Source organism: Bordetella genomosp. 8, from assembly GCF_002119685.1.
In the GTDB taxonomy this organism is placed as follows: Bacteria; Pseudomonadota; Gammaproteobacteria; order Burkholderiales; family Burkholderiaceae_B; genus Bordetella_C.
The window spans coordinates 824,707-849,608 of sequence record NZ_CP021108.1; the positions used below are offsets into that span (position 1 = coordinate 824,707).

General features: G+C 66.1%; 20 protein-coding genes. 11 read left to right on the top strand and 9 right to left on the bottom strand.

Going from position 1 to position 24,902, the window contains the following annotated elements:
* Window positions 1-164 precede the first annotated feature (164 nt).
* Window positions 165-1,430: an MFS transporter gene (locus CAL12_RS03715; RefSeq protein ID WP_086063251.1), complete on the top strand. Its 1,266-nt coding sequence runs from the start codon at window positions 165-167 to the stop codon at window positions 1,428-1,430.
* 124 nt (window positions 1,431-1,554) lie between these two features.
* Complete coding sequence (locus tag CAL12_RS03720; protein ID WP_086063252.1) at window positions 1,555-2,103, top strand: M23 family metallopeptidase; 549 nt, start codon at window positions 1,555-1,557, stop codon at window positions 2,101-2,103.
* On the opposite strand, the gene CAL12_RS03725 is transcribed toward CAL12_RS03720, so the two are convergent.
* From CAL12_RS03725 to CAL12_RS03740, 4 genes are all read right to left on the bottom strand, one after another.
* Window positions 2,080-3,669: an ABC transporter substrate-binding protein gene (locus CAL12_RS03725; protein WP_198298371.1), complete on the bottom strand. Its 1,590-nt coding sequence runs from the start codon at window positions 3,667-3,669 to the stop codon at window positions 2,080-2,082. The genes CAL12_RS03720 and CAL12_RS03725 overlap by 24 nt on opposite strands.
* Window positions 3,670-3,725: 56 nt before the next feature.
* Window positions 3,726-5,702, bottom strand: coding sequence for a CocE/NonD family hydrolase (locus CAL12_RS03730; protein WP_086063254.1), 1,977 nt, complete (start codon window positions 5,700-5,702; stop codon window positions 3,726-3,728).
* A 123-nt stretch (window positions 5,703-5,825) separates the two neighbouring features.
* Window positions 5,826-6,794 carry a Bug family tripartite tricarboxylate transporter substrate binding protein gene (locus CAL12_RS03735; RefSeq protein ID WP_086063255.1) on the bottom strand — a complete coding sequence of 323 codons (969 nt, stop codon included), beginning with the start codon at window positions 6,792-6,794 and terminating at the stop codon, window positions 5,826-5,828.
* 121 nt (window positions 6,795-6,915) lie between these two features.
* On the bottom strand, window positions 6,916-7,914 hold the full coding sequence (locus CAL12_RS03740; RefSeq protein WP_232464697.1) for a LysR family transcriptional regulator: 999 nt from the start codon (window positions 7,912-7,914) through the stop codon (window positions 6,916-6,918).
* An 82-nt stretch (window positions 7,915-7,996) separates the two neighbouring features.
* On the opposite strand from CAL12_RS03740, the gene CAL12_RS03745 reads away from it, so the two are divergent.
* A complete protein-coding gene (locus tag CAL12_RS03745; RefSeq protein WP_086063257.1) occupies window positions 7,997-9,493 on the top strand; it encodes a M81 family metallopeptidase in 1,497 nt (498 codons plus the stop codon).
* Here CAL12_RS03745 and CAL12_RS03750 read toward each other — a convergent pair.
* Window positions 9,467-10,756 (bottom strand): MFS transporter, encoded by a 1,290-nt coding sequence (locus tag CAL12_RS03750; protein ID WP_086063258.1) that lies wholly within the window; start codon window positions 10,754-10,756, stop codon window positions 9,467-9,469. The two genes, CAL12_RS03745 and CAL12_RS03750, sit on opposite strands and share 27 nt — an antisense overlap.
* Before the next feature lie 233 nt (window positions 10,757-10,989).
* Between CAL12_RS03750 and CAL12_RS03755 the strand changes: the two genes are divergently transcribed.
* Entirely contained in the window at window positions 10,990-11,637 is a 648-nt protein-coding gene (locus tag CAL12_RS03755; RefSeq protein ID WP_269768437.1) for an ArsR/SmtB family transcription factor, read from the top strand.
* A 100-nt stretch (window positions 11,638-11,737) separates the two neighbouring features.
* On the opposite strand, the gene CAL12_RS03760 is transcribed toward CAL12_RS03755, so the two are convergent.
* Window positions 11,738-12,655 (bottom strand): LysR family transcriptional regulator, encoded by a 918-nt coding sequence (locus CAL12_RS03760; protein WP_086063260.1) that lies wholly within the window; start codon window positions 12,653-12,655, stop codon window positions 11,738-11,740.
* Between the two features lie 172 nt (window positions 12,656-12,827).
* Here CAL12_RS03760 and CAL12_RS03765 point away from each other — a divergent pair, with 172 nt between their 5' ends.
* Window positions 12,828-13,577, top strand: a complete 750-nt coding sequence (locus CAL12_RS03765) for a glucose 1-dehydrogenase (RefSeq protein WP_086063261.1) — start codon at window positions 12,828-12,830, stop codon at window positions 13,575-13,577.
* A 93-nt stretch (window positions 13,578-13,670) separates the two neighbouring features.
* Here CAL12_RS03765 and CAL12_RS03770 read toward each other — a convergent pair whose 3' ends face one another.
* A complete protein-coding gene (locus CAL12_RS03770) occupies window positions 13,671-14,348 on the bottom strand; it encodes a type 1 glutamine amidotransferase domain-containing protein (RefSeq protein WP_086063262.1) in 678 nt (225 codons plus the stop codon).
* Window positions 14,349-14,499: 151 nt separating this feature from the next.
* On the opposite strand from CAL12_RS03770, the gene CAL12_RS03775 reads away from it, so the two are divergent.
* A complete protein-coding gene (locus tag CAL12_RS03775) occupies window positions 14,500-15,393 on the top strand; it encodes a LysR family transcriptional regulator (protein WP_086067660.1) in 894 nt (297 codons plus the stop codon).
* Window positions 15,394-15,453: 60 nt separating this feature from the next.
* Here CAL12_RS03775 and CAL12_RS03780 read toward each other — a convergent pair whose 3' ends face one another.
* Both CAL12_RS03780 and CAL12_RS03785 read right to left on the bottom strand, forming a co-directional pair.
* Window positions 15,454-16,422 carry a response regulator transcription factor gene (locus CAL12_RS03780; RefSeq protein ID WP_086063263.1) on the bottom strand — a complete coding sequence of 323 codons (969 nt, stop codon included), beginning with the start codon at window positions 16,420-16,422 and terminating at the stop codon, window positions 15,454-15,456.
* The gene (locus tag CAL12_RS03785) at window positions 16,403-19,813 is read right to left on the bottom strand and encodes an ATP-binding protein (RefSeq protein ID WP_086063264.1); all 3,411 of its coding nucleotides are present in this window, start codon (window positions 19,811-19,813) and stop codon (window positions 16,403-16,405) included. The genes CAL12_RS03780 and CAL12_RS03785 overlap by 20 nt, the downstream gene beginning before the upstream one ends.
* Before the next feature lie 202 nt (window positions 19,814-20,015).
* Here CAL12_RS03785 and urtA point away from each other — a divergent pair, with 202 nt between their 5' ends.
* From urtA to urtE, 5 genes are read left to right on the top strand one after another with little or no spacing between them, the layout of a single operon-like run.
* A complete protein-coding gene (gene urtA / locus CAL12_RS03790; RefSeq protein ID WP_086063265.1) occupies window positions 20,016-21,278 on the top strand; it encodes an urea ABC transporter substrate-binding protein in 1,263 nt (420 codons plus the stop codon).
* 39 nt (window positions 21,279-21,317) lie between these two features.
* Window positions 21,318-22,235, top strand: coding sequence for an urea ABC transporter permease subunit UrtB (gene urtB / locus CAL12_RS03795; RefSeq protein WP_086063266.1), 918 nt, complete (start codon window positions 21,318-21,320; stop codon window positions 22,233-22,235).
* Window positions 22,236-22,253: 18 nt separating this feature from the next.
* Window positions 22,254-23,417 (top strand): urea ABC transporter permease subunit UrtC, encoded by a 1,164-nt coding sequence (gene urtC, locus CAL12_RS03800; RefSeq protein ID WP_086063267.1) that lies wholly within the window; start codon window positions 22,254-22,256, stop codon window positions 23,415-23,417.
* Window positions 23,414-24,187, top strand: a complete 774-nt coding sequence (gene urtD, locus CAL12_RS03805; RefSeq protein ID WP_232464698.1) for an urea ABC transporter ATP-binding protein UrtD — start codon at window positions 23,414-23,416, stop codon at window positions 24,185-24,187. Before urtC ends, urtD begins: the two co-directional genes overlap by 4 nt.
* A gap of 18 nt (window positions 24,188-24,205) precedes the next feature.
* Entirely contained in the window at window positions 24,206-24,898 is a 693-nt protein-coding gene (gene urtE, locus CAL12_RS03810; protein WP_086063268.1) for an urea ABC transporter ATP-binding subunit UrtE, read from the top strand.
* Window positions 24,899-24,902: the final 4 nt, after the last annotated feature.

Consider the following 24,902-nt stretch of genomic DNA (forward strand, 5'->3'; position numbering starts at 1 on the left):
CGCGCCGTCCATCGGGACCGTTCAGGAAACCGGCAAGCTTTTATGGCTACAATCCGCGGCGACGCGAGGCCGCCGCAATGGCGCTTTGTCGACAATCGTCCCCGCGCGTTCATTTCCCCTATAGCCGGTAAAACGAGCCGGAAAACGGCCTCTGCCCCACCGCCATGTCTTCTTCCTCCGCCTTGCCCACGCCTGTGTTGCCGCCGCGACGCGAGCGCACCTTGCTCTGGCTGCTTGCGCTGACCCAGTTCACCATCGTGGTCGACTTCATGGTGATGATGCCGCTGGGGCCGCAGATCATGCAGGCCTTCACCATCAGTCCGGCGGCCTTCGCCGCCGCAGTGTCGGCCTATTCCTGGTGCGCCGGCATTTCCGGCCTGCTGGCGGCCACGTACATCGATCGATTCGACCGGCGCAAGATGCTGCTGGTGGTGTATGCCCTGTTCGCGCTGTCCAATCTGGTCTGCGCCATGGCCACCAACTACCACGCCCTGCTGCTGTCGCGCGCGTTCGCGGGCCTGACGGGCGGCGTGCTGGGTTCGCTGGTGCTGGCGATCATAGGCGACGTCATCCCGCCGCAGCGGCGCGGCGCCGCGATGGGCGTGGTGATGACGTCGTTCTCGCTGGCGGCCGTGGCGGGCGTGCCGCTGGGTGTGGTGCTGGGCGCGCATTACGGCTGGAGTTCGCCGTTCTTCGAGCTGGTCCTGCTGTCGGCGGTGATCTGGGCGGGCGCCTGGAAGGTGGTGCCCACGCTGACCGCGCACATCCGGATTCCGCCGGTGCCGCTGTCGCGGACGCTGCCTGACCTGTGGTCCTTGATGCGCGAGCCGTCACACCTGCGCGGCTTTGGCCTGACGGCCATCGTGATGGGCGCGCACATGGTGATCGTGCCGTTCATCTCGCCCTTCCTGGTCGGCAACCTGGGCGTGGAGCCCGAAAATATCTCGCTGATCTACATGGCCGGCGGCGCCGCCACCTTCTTTACGTCGCGCGCCGTGGGACGCCTGGCGGACCGCTACGGCAAGCGCCAGGTCTTTCGCGCGGCGGCGCTTGCTTCGTTGCTGCCAGCGCTGTTCATTACACACCTGCCGCAGCTGCCGCTGTGGGCCTTGATCGTATTCTTCCCGTTCTTCCTGGTCACGGCGAATGCGCGCATGATTCCCGTGCAGGCGCTGCTGACGACGGTGCCGGAAGCACACCGGCGTGGCGCTTTCATGAGCGTGAACTCGGCCGTCCAGCAGATCGCGACCGGCACGGGCGCCTGGATAGGCGGCCTGATGCTGACGACGTCTTCCGGCGGGCAGATTTCCGGCTACGGCGTCAATGGCTGGCTCTGCTGCGCCTGCATCGTTTTCTCGATGTGGTGGGTGTCGAAGGTCCGGCCCTACGCCTACGACGCCAGGACGGCGGAAGCGGTGCGCGCGACCTAGGCGCTCCGGATCCGCGTTTGCCCGCGGCCATTGCCGGCATGCGGTGCGCCCCGTCGGGGCGGCCGCCATCGATCGGGATCATTATGTGCTTGAGGCAGGGCAACGGTGATTCGGGATATGCAACATGCGTACGATCGCGCGACTTCTGATCGTTGTCTTGCTGGCCGTGGCGGCCTGGTGGGCCTGGCCGCGCCTGCCGGACGCCTGGCGGGCCCCATGGCATATGGCGCGGCTCGCCTTGCAGGAGGCGCCCACGGCCTTGCCCGTGCCGGTGCACGGCGTGACGCCCCGCCAACTGGCGGATACCTGGAACGCGGCCCGGTCGGAAGGCCGCAAGCACCAGGGGATAGATATCTTCGCGCGCCGTGGCACGCCGGTGCTGTCCACCACCGAAGGCGTGGTCACCCAGGTGGGCACCAACCGCCTGGGCGGCAAGGTCGTGTGGGTCATGGGCCCCGGTCACCAGATGCACTACTACGCACACCTGGAAGACTACGCCCACGTGCAATGGGGCAGCCATGTGATGCCGGGCGACGTGCTGGGCTACGTCGGCAATACCGGCAACGCGCAGGGCACGCCGCCGCACCTGCATTACGGCATCTACCCGCCGGACGGCGCCATCAACCCGTTTCCGCTCCTTACCGCCGGATCAGATCGACATATCGATGGCTGACGTCCGTTCGTCGGCGCGAGGATCGTGGTGGACGCCCTTGCGGACCGCCCACACCGGGTTCACCTGGTACAGCGGAATGATGGCCAGGTCGTCGACGGCGATCTTGACCGCTTCCTGCATCTGCTTTTCACGCGATTTGTCGTCCATCGTTGCCAGGGCCTGCGCGGTCATGGCGTCCAGCTTGGGATTGCTGTAGCGTCCCTCGTTCGCCACGCCCCAGCCTGTCGCGGCGTTGTAGGTGCCGACGACATTCATCAGCCCTGTCGATGCGTCGCCCGCGGAATTGCCCCAGCCGATCAGATGGATGGCGAACTCCTGCTTGCGGGCGCGTTGCGCGAACACGGCATAGGGCATGGTCGCCACTTCGACGCCCAGCCCGGCGCGTGACCACATCTGCCCGATCGCCTGCGCCACGCGCGAGTCGTTCGGATAGCGATCGTTCGTGCTGTGCAGGGTGATGCGAAAACCTTTCGGGAAGCCCGCTTCGGCCATCAGGCGGCGGGCTTCCTGCACATCGACCTGCGGTACCGGGATTTGCGGATTGTAGGAATAGGCGCCCGGCGGTATCCATTGGCCGTTGGCCGCGGCGCCGCCGTTCATCAGGCGGTCGACCAGCAGTTTACGGTCGATGGCCAGCGACAGCGCCTGCCGCACCCGCAGGTCGCGTAGCGGATTGTGCGGCAGCGGGGTGCCGTCCGCGGCCTTGATGAAGGCCATATCGTCGTCGCGCGAGACGTTGGGGAACAGGAAAATGGAACGCATGCCCGCGATCTGGTCGACCGTGACGTTCGCCGCCGACTTCAGGTGCGCGATGTCGGCCGTGGGGATCTGATCGGCCATATCGATGTCGCCCGCCAGCAGGGCGGCGATGCGCGTGCTGTCATTCGCGATGGTGCGCAGCCGTGCCCGCGCCCAGGCCGGCTTGGCGCCCCAGTAATCGTCGTTGCGGATGAAGCCGGCTTCCTCGTTCTGGCGGAAGTATTCGTAGCGGTAGGGGCCGGTGCCGATGGCGGCCTTGCCGCTGTTGTAGTCTTCGCTGGTGGCGCTTTCCCCCACGTGTCGCGAGACGATATACACCGTGCCCACCCCGCGCGGCAGGTTGGCATAAGGCTTTGCCGTGTGCAGCCGCACGGTCAAGGGATCGATGATCTCGACCTGGGTGATGGCGTTGATGTAGCTGGCGAAGCCGCCGGGCACGTCGCGCAGCTTGATCACCCGATCGATGGTGTAGGCCACGTCTTCAGCCGTGAAGGGCTTGCCGTCGTGCCAACGCACGTTCGGCCGCAGCTTGAATTCCCATACCGTGTCCGAAACGAGCCGCCAGGATTGCGCCAGGCCGCGCGCGGCCGGCTTGGAGCTCTGGTCGCGTTCGACCAGCTTTTCGTAGATGTGCGACGCGTAGTCGATGTTCGGCTGGGTGTTCGCATAATGCGGGTCTGCCGATGTCGCGGCGGACCGCGTGCCTATGATCAGCGTGTCCTTGCGCGCCTGCGCGGATGCCGGAGCGGCCGCGCCCAGCGTGGCGATGGCGCCCGCGGCGCCCAGAAGAAAATCACGTCGGTTCATCGTCATTGCCTGCTTCCCCTTGCTTATGCTGATGCTCGATTCTTATGCGTAATTGCTTATGCGTAATTGCGCGGCAGGCTTTCCATCCAGCTTTTCTGGAAATGCAGCCGGTCTTCGACGCGTATGGACACCTGCACCGCGTGCGTGAACTCCGTTGCCGTGCTGCTCGTCTGGCAGCTGGCCTGCACGTCTATGGCCATGTGCGGATGCGGCGCCCGGTAGCGGACCTCGGAAATGATGGACGCGCAGGCCGGGTTCCGGTTCGATACCGTGTAGTCCGAACGCCGGGTCGTGCCGTTGTCCGCGGCGCCCAGCGTGCAGACCACGGTGTCGGCGGCCAGGTCATGGGTCAGCGTGTAGGTGGCCTTGGGCACTTCCGCGGCCGAGGGCAGGGGATGCGGCGATGCCTGGAAGGCCGGCGCCGGCAGGCCATCGCCATTCGCCGCCATGATGGGCAGTTCGATGCGCGATGGGTGCGCCGTCCCGCAGTGGATGGTGTTCCGTGCATGCATGCCCGTGGGCCAGGCATTCTGGAAATCGGCGCTGGATACGGCAATGCGCAGGCGATGGGACGGCGCGATCTCGTAGGCCAGGTCACGCAATTTCAGGCGCAGCTCGTAGACCTTGCCAGGTTCCAGCGGGGTGGGCCTGTCGTGGCTTTCCCGGTGCGTCGCCAGGCAGCCCCCGTGGCTGATCAGCCGCGAGGTCCCGTCGGGCGCGACGTCGCAGATCCTGACGTTGAAGTAGGCGACTTCAGCTGAGGACGACACATGCAGCACCGCTTCCGGCTGCCCCAGGATGGACATCGTCCGGTCCAGGGGCATCGTGGTGAAGCAGGCGGAATACGCATCGTCGACGCGCTGGTCGGTAGGCATGCCCCATGGCGATGTGCTGCCCAGGCCGATGCGCCCGCTGGCCATGCCGACGGTGGGGCGGTAGTCGTAGCCGACCTCGCCGTCCGCCGGCGGCTGATGCGCGAGCTTGCCGGCGGCCGACGGCCCCGGTTCCAGGTACAGCGTTTCGGCTCGCGACGCGGCTGGCGGCCATTGCGTGTCGGCGTGCCAGTGTCCGGGTTCGTTCAGCGTCAGCAGCGTGGGCTGTTGCCATTGGCGCACGAACACCGTGACCGGCGGTTCGTCCATGATGCCGTTGTCGATGCCCTTGAGCCAGTAATCGAACCATCGCAGGTATTCGACCCGGGTGTCGATGCGCGGGCCGGGCAATGCGAATTTTTCTTCGGGGTAGTAATGGCCCCACGGTCCGATCACCACCTTCTTCGGACCTTTCAGCTGGCGGAATGCGTCCAGCTCGGCGTTCGCGTACCAGTCGGCCCAGCCCTCGATCAGGTAGACCGCGCAACCGACCTTGTCGAAGTTGTTCCTGATGCTCTTGCCGCGCCAATATTCGCCATCGGTGTCGTGGCGGAATATCTCCAGGCTCCATGGCGAACTGCCTTCCAGGCGTTCGTTCCAGATGCGGGACCAGTTGGCGCCGACCAGCGCAGGATCGGGTGGCGCGAAGTTGTAGGCGCTCATGTTGGGCGCGAAGAATTCGAAACGCCATGGCCGCCGGCAGCCGCCCGGATAGGCGGTGTCCTCGTACATGTCGTTGCTGCCGGATCGTACGATGATGGCCTTGAGATGCGGCGGCGCCTTGCCCGCGACCTGCCATTGCACCGTCGCGCCATAGGACTTGCCGATCATGCCTACCGCACCGCTGCACCAGGGCTGCCGCGCGGCCCATTCGACCATGTCGTAGCCGTCCTGCTGCTCGTCGTCCGAGTAGGCGTCCGAACTGGCGCCGGACGAACTGCCGGTGCCGCGAACGTCGAACTGCACCACCACATAGCCGTGTTGCGCCAGGTATGGCACCGCGGGTGGAAAGCTGGGCTGGGCGTGGTCCAGGCGGCGGTATGGGTTGTATTCGATGATCGCGGGGAAGCGGCCTTCGGCCGCCGGCCGCGTGATCCTGACATTCAGCTCGACGCCGTCGCGCATCGGTACGCGCAGGCCCTTGATGATGTCGACCGCCATGCCCGCTCCCCTGAGTCATCGTTATGTCGCAATATCGGCGTCCGACTTTAATGGAATTCGCCGGGTTGGCCGACAGCTCCCATTTATATCGACATAAACGTGATCTATGGCGGGGGCGGGCTGCTACTCCACGGAGATGCCCACGCGCTGTATCACCGCGCGGTTTCTTTCCAATTCCTGTTTCATGAAGGGCGCGATCTGGGCCTGCTCCATGCGGATCGGCTGGACGCCCTGCTTTTGCATGGCGTTTTTCATGTCGGGATCGGCAAGCGCCGCTTCGATTTCCTTGCGCCTGGCGGCCACTTGATCGGCGGCCAGGCCGCCGGGACCGGCGATCGCGAGCCAGACGTCGACGTCGTATTTCGGCAGGCCGCTTTCACGCAGGGTCGGTACCTGCGGCGCCATGTCGCTGCGGATCGGGCTGGTGACGGCCAGCGCCTTCAGCTTGCCCGCGGCGACCAGGGGAGCCACGGCCTGGGCCGCGACGAAGGCGATATCGAGGTTGCCACCGATCAGATCGTTGATGACCTGCGTGGATCCTTTGTATGGAATAGGGTTGGTGGTAATGCCGGCCTGTTCCTTGAAGACTTCGCTGGCCATGTGATAGGCGGTCCCTGTGACGACGCCTTCCGCCAGGGGCTTGGGCGCCGACCTGGACAGCTGGATGAGTTCGGCTGGCGTGCTGGCGGCAAGGTTGTTGTTGGCAACCAGCATGGCGGGCACGCTGCCTATCATCGCGATCGGCGTGAAGTCGCTGATGGGGTCGTACGGCAGATTCTTGTACAGCCAGGGATTGATGGTGTGGTTGGAGCTGATCACGCCCAGCGTCAGCCCGTCCCTGGACGCGCGAGCGAGCTGGCGCGTGCCGATGGTGGTGCCCGCGCCAGCCACGTTTTCGACCACGATGGCGTGCCCGCTGGCCTTGCCCCAGGGCGCCGACATCGCGCGCGCCAATGCATCGGACGCCGACCCCGGCGGTGTCGGCACGATCAGCCGAATGGGAGCCGATGTGTCCGCCGCCAGCGCGCTGCCGTGCGCCAGCAGCATCATCAATCCGGCGATGATTCCGTGTATTGGGCGTGTACGCCACATGTTGAGTACCCCTTGGATCGTTATGGACGGTGAAGATCCCGCGGGCTTATTGTTGGTTGCCGCTCATGGCGCGGCAAGCCACTATTGTTGAGGGGCATCGCAGTGGCGCTAATGCGGACCCTCAGGCATCCCATGCCGCCGCGATCCCCGCGCTGTCGAATAGCGCGTCGCGTTGCTGCGTGAACAAACCGGCTTCTCCACGCAGCCACTCCAGGATGGTGGCCGTGTCGGGATGGGTCGGGCTGCCGATGAAACGATAGGCCCCCGGCAACCGCACCCGGTAGGGAAAGGGCACGACCAGCCGACCCTGCAGCAAATAGCCCAGTACCAGCGCCAGCCGGCCCATGGCGACGCCCTGGCCGCCCAACGCCGCCTGCATCGCGAGCAGCGAATGATTGAACTGCGTGCCCTGGCGCAATGCCCCCGGCGGCAGGTCAACGCCCACCGCCGTCAGCCAGCTGGCCCATTCCTCGGTCGGCTCGGTGCCTTCCCAGGGATCGGCCGCATGCAGCAGATGCGCGCCCCCGAGATCGCCGGCTCCTTGCAAGTCGGGATGCGCCTGCATGAAGGCCGGTGTCGCCACCGGCACCAGCCATTCGTCGAACAGGATGACCGCCTTGGCGTCCTGGCTGTCGGGCGGCCCGAACCGTACCGCCGCGGCGATGTTGTCCTGGGCCATGCGGGAAGGATCGACGCGGTCGGATTCGCCGACGATGCGCAGGGCCAGGTGCGGATAGGCGCGGTAGAAGCTCCCCAGTCGCAAGGTCAGCCAGAACATCGCAAAAGACGGCGAGCAGCTGAAGTTCACCGGTTCGCCCATACGGGCGCCATGCAAGCGGTGCACGGCGGTCTCCAGGCCGCGGAAGGACTCGCGGGTGGCGGCGAACAGCTGTTCCCCTTCGGGCGTCAACGTCAGGCCGGTCTGCGTGCGCAGCAGCAGCACATGCCCCAGTCGGTCTTCCAGCTTCTTGACCTGCTGGCTCACGGCGCCCTGGGAGACATGCAGTTCGTTGGCCGCCCTGGTGAAGCTGCCGCAGCGCGCGGCGGCGTCGAAGCAACGCAGCCAGGCCAGTTCCGACGGCGATAGCGGGGGAGCGCCGCCAGGGTTCATTAGTTTCATTGATGCGTGCCGCACTATTAAGCGCTTGTGATCGACGGTATGCGGGTCAAGAATCCCAACGACCGAAACGCAGGGGATACGAATGCGCGTACTAATAGCAGGATTCAAGCACGAGACCAATACCTTTGCTTCCAACCTGGCCGACTGGGCCGCATTCGAGCGCGGGGAAATGTTCCCCAAGCCGGTGCGCGGACAGGCCATGCTGGATATGCTGGCGACCGTCGATGTGTCGGCCACCGGCTTCGCCCGGCAAGCGCGCGCACGCGGTTGGACCCTGGTGCCCAGCCTGTGGTGCGGCGCCGTGCCTTCTTCCTACGTCACCGATGACGCATTCGAGCGCATCTGTGCGTCCATCCTGGAGGACGCCCGCAAGCTGGACTTCGACGCCATCTACCTGGAACTGCATGGTGCGGCACTGACCGTCTCGTTCGATGACGCGGAAGGCGAATTGCTGGCGCGCATCCGCGCCGTCGTCGGGCCGGACATCCCCATCGTGGCCAGCCTGGACCTCCACGCCAACGTGACGCGTGCCATGCTGGAACTCGCCGATGGCCTGGTGGCGTTCCGCACCTATCCCCACATCGACTATGTGAAGACGGGCGAACGCGCCGCCGAGCTGCTGGACCGATTGCTGCGCCAGGGGCGGCGGGAAGCCTGTGCCTCCTGGCGGCTGCCATTCCTGATTTCGATCAATTCGCAGGGTACGGGATCGGAACCGGCCAGGAGCTGCTATGCCCTGCTGGAGGACGTCGACGCGCGATACGGCACGGTGTCGAGCTTCTGCATGGGATTCCCGGCGTCGGACTTCGACGAATGCGGGCCGGTGCTGTGGGCCCACGGCGAGCGGGCGCGCGAGGCCGTCGCGGCCTTGCAGGCCCGGGTGGCCGAGCCTTCCCAATGGCGCCTGACGGCGCAGACCGCGCCGCAAGCGGTGGCACGGGCGCTGCAGCGCGCCGCCACCAGCCAGGGGGCGGTGGTCATCGCCGATACGCAGGACAACCCGGGCATAGGCGGTACCAGCTCCACCACGGGGGTCCTGCATGCCCTGCTGGACGCGGGGGCGGGCCGCACTTTCCCTGGACGTGTGGCCTTGGGGGTGCTCTACGATCCGGCCGCAGCTGCGCTGGCGCATCGCGCAGGCGTGGGCCAGGAGATCCGCTGTGCGCTCGGCGAGTCCGTGCGGACGCCGGCGGGCGCCAGCGAACCGCCGGTGGAAGGCAGCTTTCGCGTGCTGGCCTTGGCGGACGGCGAGGCGACGTTCAAGGGCCCCAAGATGACGGGTTTCCGCGCCCAGCTTGGGCCCACGGCCTGCCTGTCGATCGAAGGCATTTCCATCGTCGTGGCCAGCGGCAGGATAGGCGCGCAGGATCGCGAGCTGTTCCGCATGGTTGGCGTCGAACCGGAGGCCATGAAGATCATCGTCGTCAAGAGTTCGCATCACTTCCGGGCGGATTTCGACAGGCTGGTCGACGACCCGGAAACCGATGTGCTGTTCGCGCTGGCGCCGGGGCTGCTCCTGGTCGATCCTGCCGATCTGCCCTGGAAGAAGCTGTCACCGGCCACCCGTCTGCGGCCGTGATGCCGGAAAGCCAGGCGAGCTTGCCCGGCGACCCATCAGCAAGCTGACGGCGGCGGCCAGCTGGGCCAGCGCGGCCAGGCAGAACAAGGCCCATGTGCCGCCGCTCGCACGCAGCAGGCCGAATACGGCGGGCGCAAAGGCATAGGTGGCTTGCGATATGGCGACGATCAAGGGGATGACGGCGGGCGTATCGGCAGGCCGGAAGTCGACCTGCGCAATCAGCGGGGGAAGCGATGTCGCGTTGCCGATCCCCGAGCCGAACAGCAGCAGGCCGGCCCAGCACAGGACGTCGGCCGGCCAGCCGTCGTTGCGCAGCGGGAGGCTTGCCAGTAGCGCCAGCACGCCCAGCGTTTGCAGGCCGTAGGCCACCGCGGCGACGCGCCGGCGGTCGGCGCCGGGCGGCATCAGGCGGCCAACCGCATGGCGGCCCAGGATGGCGCATGCGGTGCACAGCCCCATCGCCGCACCGGCCAGCCGCTCGCCCAGGGTGGGCGCCAGGATGGAGAACAGGTGCGCGATCAGGCCGATCTGCGCGAAGAGTCCCAAGGCCATGCCGGCGCACAGCGTCGTGAAGCGCCGGTCGCGCCATACCGAACTGAGCGGCGCCGCCGTGGAGCGCGTGGCCGTCACGGTCATTGTGGCCCCGCCATCCACCGCTTGTCCTTTGGATGCCGGCGTGTGCCGGAAGACGCCGACCGCCAGCGCCGTCACGATGGCGACCATCGCGATCCCGACGGCCGCCGCCGCGCCACCGAAGCCCATGCGTTCGATCAGCAGTACCCATAAAGGGGAGAACAGCACGCCGCCCATGCTGGCGCCGTTGTAGGCCATGCCCAATGCGGCGGGGCGTCGCGCCGCATACCACGGCGCGATCAAGGCATTGACCGCCGCCGCGCCCATGGCCACCCAGCCCGCGCCGCTCAAGGCGGCCGCGGCGAACAGTTGCGCCGGCGTCGCGGCCGCCGACCATCCATATATGCCGGCCGCCAGCAGCACGGCGCCCAACACCGTAATACGTGGCACGCCGAAGCGCCGGTACAGCCGGGGAAGATTGGCGACGACCAGGGCGCCGAGTACGAAATGAAAAGTGATCGCCGCCGATGCCACCGCCACGTCCGCGACACCTCGGCGCAGCACATCCTGCAGGTAAATAGGTGGGCCGTAGAAGCCCACGCCCCAGCCGAACACGGCCAGCACGAAGGTGGCCGCGATGATCGTGCCGCCGAAAAAAGGATGATGCTTGGCGTCCGTGCCTGGCGTCATGTCTTCCCTTGCCTTGATGTCGAGGCGCCCAGTATGCTGGAACCTCGTATGCATACTTCGGGATGGGTCGAATCATGCAATACACGGACAGGGCACCCAGGCCAGCGCGGCCGCCACGTGGCGCCAAGGCCGCCAAGGCCACCACCGCCTCCACTGCCATCAGCGGTCGCGTCGACCACGGTGGGAATCCGCTGCCGAATGCGGACGCCGGCGCCGCGACGGCCGACGTCCAGTTGGCGGCCATCGCCGCCGCGATCGGCGATCCGGTGCGCGCCCGCATGCTGTGCAGCCTGCTCGACGGACACGCGCGCACCGCGACCGAACTCGCGGCGGTGGCCGAGATCGGCGCATCGACCGCCAGCAGCCACTTCACGCGCTTGCGCGAACAGGGCCTGGTGGAACAGGCCACGCAGGGCAAGCACCGCTACTACCGCCTGGCCAGCCCCGAAGTCGCCGGCGCGCTGGAGTCGCTGCTGGTGATCGCCGGCGTCAAGGCCACGCCCTACACACCGACCACGCCGCCGGCGCTGCGCGAGGCGCGCACCTGCTACAAGCATATGGCCGGCACGGTCGCCGTCCGCATCCACGACGCCTTCCTGGCGCGCGGCTACCTGCGCAACCGCTCGGGCCAATACGTCCTGACGCCAGCCGGCTCGACCTACCTGGAAGGGATAGGCATGGACATCGAGGCCATCCGCACGACGCGCCGCAGCTTCGCCCACCCCTGCCTGGACTGGAGCGCCCGCAAACCCCACATCGGCGGCGCCCTGGGCGACGCCCTGCTGGCCCATTTCGTGGCGCGCCGGTGGGTCGAAAAGCAACTGGACAGCCGCGCGCTGCGCCTGACACGCAGCGGCGAGCGCGCGCTGCGGTTCGAGTAAAAAAGTCAGGAATTTCACTGAATACGGTAATTTCAGCAAATGCTGAAATCCGTGAATACAGTGAAATTCGAACGGCAGGTGCGGACACGCTGCACGCGCGCTATGCGCCTGCGCCGTCCGCCAGTTTCGACGGGAATACCTCCACCAGCCAGTCGATGAATACGCGCAGGCGCCGGGCGACGTAGCGGTTCTGCGGATAGATGACCGAAAAAGGGTAGGGAGGCGGCCGCCACTTTTCCAGTATTTCCACCAACGCGCCGCTGCGCAGGGCCGGGCCGGCGGCGTAGGTGAATGTCTGGATGATCCCCAGGCCCGCCAGGCAGGCCGCCAGGTGGGCATTGCTTTCGTTCACGCCCACCTGGTGCTCCCCCTTGATCTCGGTTTTCTCGCCGTTATGCCTGAATCGAAAGGGGACGGCGCGGTTGTTCTGGGTGGAGATGTAGTTGACCAGCCGGTGCCCGTTCTGCAATTCCAGCGGATAGGCGGGGACGCCGTACTGCTTCAAGTAGGCCGGCGATGCGCAGGTCACCATCACGGCGTGGCCGACAGGGCGCGCGACCAGCGTTGCGTTGTTCGGTACGCCGCCGCGAATGACGCAGTCGACGTTGTCGCCGATCAGGTCGATGGAGCGGTCGGATACACCCAGTTCGATCCGGATTTCCGGATAGCGGGCAATGAAATCCGGCAGCAAGGGGATCAGCACGTCGCGAGCGGTGGACCCGCCGACGTCGATACGCAGGCGGCCGCGCGGTTTGCCATGTGCTGCGTTGAAGGAGGCGTCGACGTCTTCCAGGTCATTGAGCAGGCGCGCGGTCTTCGCGTAGTAGTCCTGGCCTTCCGGCGTGACGGTGACGCGGCGGGTGGTCCGCTGCAGCAGCTTGACGCCGAGATGCGCCTCCAGATCCTGTACCAGCTTGCTCAAAGTGGCATTGGGCATGTCGATAGAGTCGGCCGCCCGCGTGAAGTTGCCGGCTTCCACGACCCGGGCGAATGCGCGTATGGCAAGGAGCTGATCCATTTTGATTATCCACGTGCATGGATAGTGATTCCATTGTTCTCCATTGTTCCATAAATACGAAGCCCCTACAGTCTCTCCATGGCCTGACGACCTGCCGATCGCGAATCGCGTCGGAAAGCGCGAAAAAGCGCGCGGTCAGGGCCTCCTGTAACCAGCAGAATGGAGCAAAGTCATGAGCAAGCAACTGAACGGAAAGATCGCCCTGGTCACCGGCGGCAGCACGGGTATCGGCCTGGCGGCGGCCCAGGAATTGGCCGCGCAAGGCGCGCGTGTCTTCATCACCGGCCGGCGCCAGGCCGAGCTGGACGCCGCGGTGGCGGCGATAGGCCCGGCCGCCACCGCCATCCGCGCGGATGCGTCCGTCCTGTCCGACCTTGATGCGGTCTATGCGCAGATCGCCAGGACGGCCGGCAGGCTGGACATCCTGTTCGCCAATGCCGGCGGCGGCGACATGCTGCCGCTGGGTGCGATCACCGAGGAACACTTCGACCGCATCTTCGGCACCAACGTGCGCGGCGTGCTCTTCACCGTGCAGAAGGCGCTGCCCCTGCTGGTCGATGGCGCGTCGGTGATCCTGACGTCTTCCACGGCTGCCGTGATGGGCACGGCCAACTTCAGCGTCTACAGCGCCAGCAAGGCGGCGGTGCGCAACTTCGCCCGTTCCTGGGCGCTGGATCTGAAGGATCGGGGCATCCGCGTCAACGTCGTCAGCCCGGGTCCTGTCCGCACGCCAGGCTTGGGCGGCCTGGTTCCTGATGAGGGGCGCCAGGGCCTGTTCGACTACCTGGCCTCACAGATACCGCTGGGACGCCTGGGCGAGCCTGAAGAGGTCGGCAAGGCGGTGGCCTTCCTGGCTTCCGACGCGTCCAGCTTCGTCAACGGCATCGAACTGTTCGTCGACGGCGGCATGGCGCAGGTCTGACCGTCGCGGCGTCTGGCATCCAGGGGTGAGCCGGGGCGCGCATTGCGATGCCCGGCTCTTCTCCCGGCCAGGATGGCCGGCCCGCTGCCGCCATCAGGCCTGCTGGCGCAGTGCCTGGGCGATGGCTTCCCCGACCAGGCCGCCCGATGCGGGATTCTGGCCAGTGATCAACCGCCCATCGACTACCAGCTTGGGCTGCCACGGTTCGACCGATTCGTGGATGGCGCCTTCCGCGCGCAATGCGCTTTCCAGATCGAACGGCACGTCGCTTCTGGCGTAGCCGTCTTCCTCGGCCGTCGAGAATGACGCCAGCCGGCGGCCGCGAACGAGGGGGCTGCCATCGGGCAGGGTGACGCCCAGCAGCGCGGCGGGGCCGTGGCACACGGCTGCGACGATCTTGCCGCCATTCCAGGCGCGCTGCACGGCATCCTGGATCTCCGGATTGCGGGCGATATCGACCATGGGGCCCAATCCGCCGGGAAAGAAGATGGCGTCGTAGTCCAGTACGTCCACTTCGGAAAGCTTCCTGCTGTGCGCCATGCGGCGGTACGACTTGCTTTCCCGGAAGGCGGCCTGCACGGCGTCGTTGGCGTCGAAGCCGTCTTCCGGCGGCTTTCCGCCCGACAGCGACGCGTATTCCACGGCGATGCCAGCCTGGTCGAGCGCTTCGAAGGGGTGGGCGATCTCCGGAAAGAAGAATCCGGTGGCGCGATGGTTGGGGCCGATCTCCGCGGCGTTTGTCACAACGAAAAGTACATGTCGAACGGTCATGGCAGGCTCCTGTCTGGTTGAACGTAGCCCCGTGCTTCGGGGAATGAAGGCACTTTAGATAAATCGCCGTTCGCCCGGTAGCACCGCTCGGATTGACGTATTGGATTATAAAATTGGACAATGCTCGGTCACGATGCACGTGGGGAATGGCATGAGCGGTACGTCGCCGATACTCGACGAGCTGCGCGCGATGGCAGTCTTCGCGACGGTCGTCCGCTGCGGCAGCTTCGCGGCCGCGGCCCGCTCGCTCGGCCTGACCCGGGCAGTGGTCAGCCACCATGTGCGTGCGCTGGAGCTACGGCTGGGCGTGCCCCTGGCGCAGCGAAGCACGCGGAGTTTCAGCCTGACTCCGGCGGGCGACGCGTTCCGCGTGCACTGCGAACGCTTGCTGGATGAGGCTTCCGACGGCATCCGCGGCATGGAGTTGCTGCGTGCCGAACCGCGCGGCGAAGTCCGCCTGACCTGTTCCCATCACTTCGGCCATAAGCGCGTCCTTCCCGCCTTGGTGGAGTTTCGCAGGCGTTATCCCGCAATACGCCTGCACATGTCGATGAGCGACGCCAATGTCGATCTGGTGCAGGCGGGTGTGGAGCTGGCGGTGCGGGCGGGTCCGTTGCCGGACTCGGACCTGGTGGCGCGTGCGTGGGTGCGGGAGACCACGATGCTGTGCGCCTCACCCGGCTATCTGCGCCGGCATGGAACGCCGGACACGGTCGCGGATCTGGCGCAGCATCGCTGGGTCATTTATCCGCCCAGCCAGCGATCCGTCGCGGTGCGGACGAAGCAGGGTCGTGTCGACGTCCCGGTTCAGGGCGATATCGTCACCGACAGCGCGGCATCCCGCCTGGCTTTCGTGCTGGCCGGGGAAGGCATTGCCCGGCTACCGGCCTACGACGCCGCGGCCGCGCTCGCCGCCGGCGACCTGGTGCGCCTGTTGCCGGACGTCGAAACGCCGCCGTTGGATATCTTCCTGTTGCATGCCAGACGAATCGGGCCGAGCGCCCGTCTGCTGCGGGATTTTCTTCTGGACGCCGCGAAAGACTAGAGACGCTGGCGCCAGTGTGGCCGGCGGCTGGGCTGGCGGCGCAGCGCAGCCGGTTCGCGGCTATGCCTGCCCATGCATATGGGTCAGGACCAGCGCGGTCGCCGCGGCGCGGGTTTCCACGCCCAGCTTTACGTATACGTGCTCCAGATGCTTGTTCACCGTGCGCGGGCTCATGCCGAGGATGTCGCTGATGTCCCGGTTGGTCTTGCCCTTGGCAAGCCAAAGCAGGACTTCGTTCTCCCTGGCCGTGAGCTGATACGCCACGGCCAGCGAGGAAGCCGGCGGCGGCGGGGCGCAGCGCTCGTCCATCAACAGCACGTGCTCGCCGGGCTTGCGGGACGCCGTCAGCCGGATGCGCAGTTCGCGCTCGCCCGTCTGGCGCACGAAGGTGGGCGCTTCCTCGGCGGCCGTGGCGCCCGCGTCCGCCACGTCGCCCCCGCCTCCCGCGGGCAGGGCCGCGCCCGCGAGATGCTGGGCGATCCATTTCGACACCGGCGCCGGCAGGCCATCGGCGTCGTCGCCAAAGAACTCCGTCAGCCACATCCGCGCCTTGGCGGTCATCCACGTGACCGCGCCAGCGTCGTCCAGGACCACGACGGCATTGGCCACCGCATCCATGGCATTGATGGCGACCGACATCATGCGGGCGTTGCGCAAATGGGCTTGCAGCCGGGCCAGCACGACATTGGTGTCCAGCGGCTTGACGACATAATCGATGCCGCCTGCCTGGAAGCCCCGCACCACGTCTTCGGGCTCGGTCAGGCCCGTCATGAACACCACGGGAACGTGGCCGGCGGTGGGGTGGGCCTTGATGCGGCGGCAGGTCTCGAAGCCGTCCATGCCCGGCATGACCGCGTCCAGCAGCACGATGTCCGGCACCACGAAATCCAGCCGCTCCAGGGCGGAGTGGCCGTCGGTGGCGACGATCACCATATAGCCGGCGTGGTCCAGCGCCTCGGACAGCATCTTGAGGTTGTCCGGGGTATCGTCCACGAGCAGGACCAGGTTGTTAGCGGACGGCGGCGACATGGTGCTGTAGATGTTCCTTGAGCAAGGCGTTGTACTCGGCGAGGCGGAAGTCCTGCGCCAGCGCGGCCAGGTGATCGATGAGGGGCGCCGTGTGCGGGGCGCGTGCGCGGATCTCGTCCAGCCGGGCGAAAATGCCCTTGATATAGCCCATCGCGCCCAATTCCAGCAGCGATTCCGCGTCCTCGCGGTCCAGCGCCACGCCGCGCAGCGCGTCGGCGGTGGGTTGGGCCGGCGTCGCGGCGGGACGCACGATCCACTCCAGCCGCAGGTGCAGGCCGATCTTCGCCAGCAGTTCTTCCAGCACGACCGGCTTGACCAGCCAGTCGGTCAGCCCGCATTGCACGGCCTCCTTCGGGTCCACGCCATAGGCGTTCGCCGAGACGATGATCACCGGCACGCCGACGCCCTGGTCGCGCAGCAGGCGGCAGACCTCCCATCCCGCCAGGCCGGGCATGGAGACGTCCATCAGGATCAGCGCCGGCCGCAGCGTGTGCACGCAGGCCAGGCACTCCTGCCCATTGCCCGCCTCAAGGACGTCGAAGCCCAATGGCTCCAGCATGTCGCGCAGGATGCGGCGTTGCGAAGGCTGGTCGTCCACCACCAGCACCGCGCGGCGCTCGCCCGCATAGCCGACAATGGCGCCCGCCGGCCGCATATCGCTGCGCGGCGATCGCACCTCCGGCAGGAACAGCTTGAGCGTGAAGGCGCTGCCGCGCCCGACCTCGCTGCGCACCGTGAGCTCGCCGCCCATGATGCCCGTCAGCATGCGGCAGATGGTCAGTCCCAGTCCCGTGCCCGTATCGGCCTGGTCCGCGGCCGCCCAGCTGCGTTCGAAGGGCATGAAGATCCGCTCCAGGTCCTCCGGCGGAATGCCGGCGCCGCTGTCCTCGACCTCCATCTGCACCATGTCGGCGGCGTAGCGCACGCGCAGCGCCACATGGCCGATGCGGGTGAACTTGACCGCATTGCTCATCAGATTGATCAGGATCTGCCGCAGCCGCTTCTCGTCGATGTGGACGATCTTCGGCAGGTTGGTCGCCACCTCGTAGTCGAAGCGCAGGCCCTTGAGCGCGGTCTGCGGCTGGAACATCTTGACGATCTGTTCCAGGAATTCCGGCAGGCGCAGCTCGGCGTTTTCCAGGCGCAGCTTGCCGGCCTCGATGCGGGCGATATCCAGCAGGCCGTCGATCAGGCCGATCAGGTGCTTGCCGCTGCGGTGGATGACGTCGATGGCCTCGCGGCGGGGCGGGGGAATGGCGGCGTCGCGCTGCAGGATCTGCGCATAGCCCAGGATGCTGTTCAGGGGCGCGCGAAGTTCGTGGCTCATGCCGCCCATGAAGCGGCTCTTGGCCAGGTTGGCGGCCTCGGCGGCTTCCTTGGCTTTCTGCAGCTGGGCGTCGGTCTGGCGGTGGGCCTCGATCTCGTGCAGCAGCAGGTTGGTCTGGCGGTCCGATTCTTCCTGCGCGACCTGGCGGCTTTCGTTGGTCAACACCAGCCACCATGCCGCCACGCCTCCCACCAGCAGCAGCGCGGCGAACAGCTTGAGAAAGGTGGCCCGCAGCACCGTGGTGTCGGCGCCGACCTGGCCGAAGGTCACGGCTTCCTGGTAATAGATCAGCGCCAGGATGGCCGCGAAGAGCCCGCCTATCATGCCGATCACCACCAGGTAATGCGCCAGGCGGTTATGGAACAGGGGCGTGGCGGCGCCCGGCAGTATCCGCCGCAGCGCCGCGCCCAGCTGGTCCTGCAGGCGCGCTTCCGTCTTGCAGCGGTCCTGGCAGCGTGCGTCGAGCGTGCAGCACAGGGAGCAGATGGCGCCGTTGTAGGCCGGGCAATGCGCCATGTCCTGCGCTTCGAAGGGCTTGGCGCAGATCACGCAGGTCAGGCCGGCGCCGTGGGCGCGCAGGTCCTGCGGCTGGCGGGCCAGGTAATAGCGGCCGCGCGTCGCCCAGGCGATCGCCGGCGCGGCGATGAAGGCGGCCAGCAAGGTGATGAAGGGCGACAGCGCCTGCGCGGCGGCGCCGGCCACCCCGCTATAGGCGGTAAACGCGATCGCCATCGAAATCAGCATGCCGCCTACGCCCACGGGGTTGATGTCGTACAGGTAGGCGCGCCGGAATTCGATGCCGCGCGGGCTCAGCCCCAGGGGTTTGTTGATGACCAGGTCCGCGACCAGCGACCCTATCCAGGCGATCGCCACGTGCGCGAACACGGCCAGCACGTGTTCGAGCGCATCGAACACGCCCATTTCCATCAGCCCGATGGCGATCAGCACGTTGAAGACCAGCCACACGACCCGGCCGGGATGGCTGTGCGTGATGCGCGCGAAGAAGTTCGACCACGCCAGCGACCCGGCATAGGCGTTCGTCACGTTGATCTTCACCTGCGAGATGACGACGAACAGCGTCATCGCCGCCAGCGCCAGCCCGGGGTTCGCGAACACGTAGCCGAAGGCGTGCAGGTACATCTTCGTCGGGTCGGCGGCCTTGGCGGCGGGGATGCCATGTTCCAGCGCCAGCCAGGCCAGGAAGGCGCCGCCCAGCATCTTGGCCGCGCCCGGCACGATCCAGCCGGGGCCGGCGCAGAGCAGGGCCGTCCACCAGCGCGCGCGGTTGGCGGCGGTCTTCTCCGGCAGGAAGCGCAGGAAATCGACCTGCTCGCCGATCTGGGTGATCAGCGATGCGGCCACCGCCGCGCCCGCGCCGAACATCAGCAGGTCGAAGCCGCCAGGCCGTCCCGCGCCGGTGCCGCCATGGCGGCCGGCGAAATCCATCAGCCCGCGCAGGGCGTCCGGATCCTTGTACAGGATGAAAGCGTAGGGCAGCACCAGCAGTAGCAGCCACACCGGCTGCGTCCACGATTGCAGCCGGTTCACCAGCGTGATGCCGTAGGTCACCAAAGGGATGATCACGATGGCGCATGCCATGTATCCCAGCCACAGCGGCAGGCCCGTGCAGACCTCGATGGCCAGCGCCATGATGGCGGCTTCGAGCGCGAAGAATATGAAGGTGAAGGACGCGTAGATCAGCGACGTGATGGTCGAGCCGATATAGCCGAAGCCCGCGCCGCGCGTCAGCAGGTCCATGTCCAGCCCATGCCGCGCCGCGTAGTACGCGATGGGCAGGCCCGTGAAGAACACCAGCACGGCTACGGCCACGATGGCCCAGAAGGCATTGACGAAGCCGTAGTTCAGCGCCAGCGTGCCGCCTATTGCTTCCAGGGCCAGGAAGGACAGGGCGCCGATCGCCGTATTGGCGACGCGGAACTCCGACCATTTGCGAAACGACAGCGGCGTGAACCGCAACGCGTAGTCTTCCAGGGTCTCGTTGGCCACCCAGGTGTTGTAGTCGCGCCGTATCTTGACGATGCGTTGAGGTGCGCCGGCATCCACGCTTAAGGTCTCCGGTATGCGTCAATTGACGTATGCCGTGTTTGTACCTGCTGGGAAGGTAACAGCCACTACGTCAATCAACGTATGTTGCACTGCGATACGGGCTCCTAGTATCGCATCGAACCCCCGGATTGCGGCAGCGCAAGATAGCGTTCGCGGCATCGGGTTTCCCCTGAAGCGATCCATCCGCAAGGAGCATCCGATGTCCCGCAAACCCCCATACGAACAAGACCTTGCGTCGCCCTCGCGGCGCCGCGCGGCGCTGGCGCTGGCCGCGCTGCCGCTGATCGGCATTCCCGCGCTCGGCCGCGCCGCGGGACCGGCGACGTCCGCCGTCAACACCACGGGACTGGCCATTACCGACACGGAAGTGACGGTGGGGCAATTGCATTCGGCCACCGGCACCATGGCCATCAGCGAAACGGGCTCCATCCAGGCCGAGCGCCTGGCCATCGAGCAGATCAACGCCATGGGCGGCATCCTGGGCCGGCAGATCAAGATCATCCAGGAAGACGGCGCGTCCGATTGGCCGACCTTCGCGGAGAAAGCCCGCAAACTGCTGGTCAGCGACAAGGTGGCCACGGTGTTCGGCTGCTGGACGTCGGCGTCGCGCAAGGCGGTGCTGCCGGTGTTCGAAAAGGAAAACGGCCTGCTGTACTACCCCACCTTCTACGAAGGCCTGGAGCAGTCCAAGAACGTGTTCTACACCGGCCAGGAAGCCACGCAGCAGATCCTGGCCAGCCTGAACTGGCTGGCCAAGGAGAAGAAGGCCAAGACCTTCTACCTGGTCGGCTCCGACTACATCTGGCCCCGCACCTCCAACAAGATCGCCCGCAAGCACATCGAGAACGTGCTCAAGGGCGAGGTCGTGGGCGAGGAATACTACCCGCTGGGCCACACCCAGTTCGGCTCGCTGATCAACAAGATCAAGCTGAAAAAGCCCGACGTCGTCTTCGCCGACGTGGTGGGCGGCAGCAACGTGTCCTTCTACAAGCAGTTGAAGGCCGCCGGCGTGACGTCGCAGAAGCAGAAGCTGCTGACGATTTCGGTGACCGAGGACGAACTGCTCGGTATCGGCGGTGAAAACGCCGAAGGCTTCTGGTCGTGCATGAAGTACTTCCAGAGCCTGACCAACGAGAACAACAAGAAGTTCGTCGCCGCCTTCAAGGCCAAGTACGGACCCAACGCGGTGATCGGCGACGTGACGCAGGCGGCCTACCTGGGGCCGTGGCTGTGGAAGATGGCCGTGGAAAAGGCGCAGAGCTTCGACGTCGACAAGGTGGTGGCCGCATCGCCCAACCTGGAGTTCAAGCAGGCGCCGGAAGGCTACGTCAAGGTCGACCCGAACCATCACCTGTGGAGCCGTACCCGCGTGGGACAGATCCGCAAGGATGGCCAGTTCGACGTGGTGTACGAGACGCCCGACCTGATCAAGCCGGATCCCTTCCCCGAGGGCTATCAATAAGCAGCCCTTTTTCCCCTTCAACTTGAACAGGTCCAGGCCATGGAATCCTTTTCCGATCTAGGCGCGATCCTTTTGATGCAGGGCTTCAATGGCCTGTCCGTGTTCAGTGTCCTCCTGCTGATGGCCTTGGGGCTGGCCATCATCTTCGGGCAGATGGGCGTCATCAACATGGCGCACGGCGAGTTCCTGGCGGTGGGCGCCTATACCACCTACCTGTTTTCGGAACTGACCCAGCAATACGCGCCGGGCGCCATGCCCTATTACTTTTTCGTGGCGATCGCCGCGGCCTTCGTGGCGACTTTCGCGCTGGGCTGGCTGGTGGAATGGCTGATGATCCGCCACCTGTACCGCCGGCCGCTGGATACCCTGCTGGCGACCTGGGGCCTGTCGCTGGTGATGCAGCAGGCGCTGCGGTCCATCTTCGGCCCGCGTGAAGTCAGTCCGACCCTGCCGGACTGGCTGATGGGGTCGGTGCAGCCGCTGACCGGCGTCGACATCCCGATCAATGGCCTGGTGGTGATGTCCATCACCGTGATCCTGACCGTGGCCCTGCTGTTCGCGCTGTTCCGCTCCAGTTGGGGCCTGCACGTGCGCGCCACGGTGCAGAACCGGGTGATGAGCGGCGCGGTGGGCATCGATACCAAGAAGGTCGACCGCATGACGTTCGCGCTGGGGTGCGGCATCGCGGGCATCGCCGGCGCGGCCTTCACCACCATCGGTTCAACCGGGCCGACCAGCGGATCGCTGTACATCGTCGATACCTTCCTGACGGTGGTCTTCGGCGGCGCCGCCAGCCTCTACGGCACCATCGCCTCGGCTTTCGTGATCGCCCAGACGCAGTCGGTATCGGAGTTCTTCCTGACGGGCTCCATGGCCAAGGTGCTGACCTTGTCGGCCGTGGTCATCATCCTGATGCTGCGTCCGCAGGGCCTGTTCACGATCAAGGTACGCAAGTAGGCCGCCGGGAGATCGAACGTGAAACTCATCTACAAGAATGTATTGGGCGGGCGCCAGGGCCTGGTGGGCCTGGCCGTCCTGGCGGCGCTGATCTTCATCGTGTTCCCGGTGGTGCTGGATGGCTTCCGCCTGAATCTGGTCGGCAAATACCTGACCTATGCCTTCGTGGCGCTGGGCCTGGTGCTGTGCTGGGGCTACGGCGGCATCCTGAGCCTGGGGCAGGGGGTGTTCTTCGGCATCGGCGGCTATTGCATGGCCATGTTCCTGAAGCTGGAGGCGTCCACGGTGGAAGCCACCAAGATCCAGTCGACGCCGGGGATACCCGACTTCATGGACTGGAACCAGATCACGGCGCTGCCGTGGTTCTGGGTGCCGTTCAAAAGCTTCCTGTTCACCCTGTTCGCGGTGCCCATCGTGCCGGCCTTGCTGGCCTTGATCATCGGCGTGGCGATGTTCAAGCGCCGCGTCGGCGATACCTATTTCGCCATCGTCACCCAGGCCATCGCGCTGATCCTGTCGGTCCTGATCATCGGCCAACAGGGGCTGACCGGCGGCGTGAACGGCATCACCGACCTGAAGACGCTGCTGGGCTGGGACATCCGTACCGACTCGGCGCGCGTGATCCTGTATTTCGTCAACGGCGTCCTGCTGTTCGCCTGCCTGCTGTTCGGCCGCTTCCTGCTGTCGTCCAAGCTGGGCAAGCTGCTGGTGGCCATGCGCGACAAAGAGGAGCGGGTGCGGTTTTCCGGCTACGACGTGGCCGGGTTCAAGGTCTTCGTGTTCTGCGTGGCGGCGGTCTTTTCCGCCATCGGCGGGGCGATGTTCACCTTGCAGGTGGGTTTCATGTCGCCGTCCTTCGTCGGCATCGTGCCGTCGATCGAGATGGTGATCTTCGCGGCGGTCGGCGGCCGGCTGTCGCTGCTGGGCGCGGTCTACGGCACGCTGCTGGTGAACTTCGGCAAGAGCTATTTTTCCGAGAGTTTCCCGCAGTTGTGGTTGTTCCTGATGGGCGGCCTGTTCATCGCGGTGGTCATGGCCTTTCCCAACGGCCTGGCCGGACTCTATACCCGCTACGTGCAGCCGCGCCTGGGCCGGCGCGACCGCGTCGCGGCGCAGCGGGCAACCGCGGCCGCGTCTAATCCGGCCGCCCCGGAAACCGCATCGCCCACGGAGGCCGCATGAATCCGCCGCTGATGAATGTCCGCCCCGCCGGCGCCCAGGAGTTCGCGCTCTACGTCGAAGGACTTACCGTGTCCTTCAATGGCTTCGTCGCCGTCAACGACCTGAACCTGTACGTGGACAAGGGCGAGCTGCGCGTGGTCATCGGGCCCAACGGCGCGGGCAAGACCACCGTGCTGGACCTGATCTGCGGCCGCACCAAGGCCACATCCGGTTCGATCCGCTTCAAGGACACCGAGCTGACCCGCATGGCCGAGCACGAAATCGTGCGCGCCGGCGTGGGCCGCAAGTTCCAGACGCCGTCCATCTACGAAACGCTGACCGTGCGGGAAAACCTGGAAGTGTCCTTCCCGCGCGGCCGCAGCGTGTTCGGCGCGCTGGCCTTTCGCCGCACGGCCGACGTGATCGAGCGCGTGGAGCAGGTGGCCGAGGACATCTTCCTGGCCGACATGCTGGAGAAATCCGCCGAGCTGCTGTCGCACGGGCAGAAGCAATGGCTGGAGATCGGCATGCTGCTGATGCAGGAGCCCGAGCTGATGATGCTGGACGAGCCGGTGGCCGGCATGAGCGTGTCCGAACGCGAAAAGACCGCCGAATTGCTGAACCGCATCAGCAAGGACCGCTCCATGATCGTCATCGAGCACGACATGGAGTTCGTGAAGAACATCGCGCACAAGGTGACCGTGCTGCACCAGGGCAAGGTGCTGGCGGAAGGGCCGATGGACAAGGTGCAGTCGGATCCGCGCGTCATCGAAGTCTATCTGGGTCATTGACCGTTCTGGAGAACCCGCATGTTCAATGTTTCCGGCCTGGTGTCCGGCTACGGCCAAAGCCGCGTGATCCATGGCGTGGACCTGAGCGTCGCCAAGGGCGAGATCGTGGCGATCATGGGCCGCAATGGGATGGGCAAGACCACGCTGTTCAAGACCATGATGGGGGTGTTGCCGTCGATGCAGGGCAAGGTGGACGTCGATGGCAGGGACATCACCGCCATGGAAAGCTTCCAGCGCGTGCGCAACGGCGTCGCCTACGTGCCGCAGGGCCGCATGATCTTTCCCACGCTGACGGTGGAGGAGAACATTCGCACCGGGCTGCCGGGCCGGGCGTTGCGCGATCCGATTCCCGACGATGTCTTCGCGCTCTTTCCGGTGCTGCACGATATGCGCCGCCGCCGGGGCGGCGATCTTTCCGGCGGCCAGCAGCAACAATTGGCGATCGCGCGGGCGCTGGTCACCGGCCCCAAGGTGCTGATGCTGGACGAGCCCACCGAAGGCATACAGCCGTCCATCATCAAGGACATCGCCCGCACGCTGCTGGAAATCCGCAAGCTCAAGGACCTGGCCATCATCGTGTCCGAGCAGGTGCTCAGCTTCACCATGCAGATCGCCGACCGCCTGATCGTCATCGACAAGGGTCGTTTCGTGCATGAAGACGTGCGCGACCAGGTCGACGAGCAGACCATCAGCCGCTATTTGTCCGTGTAGAACC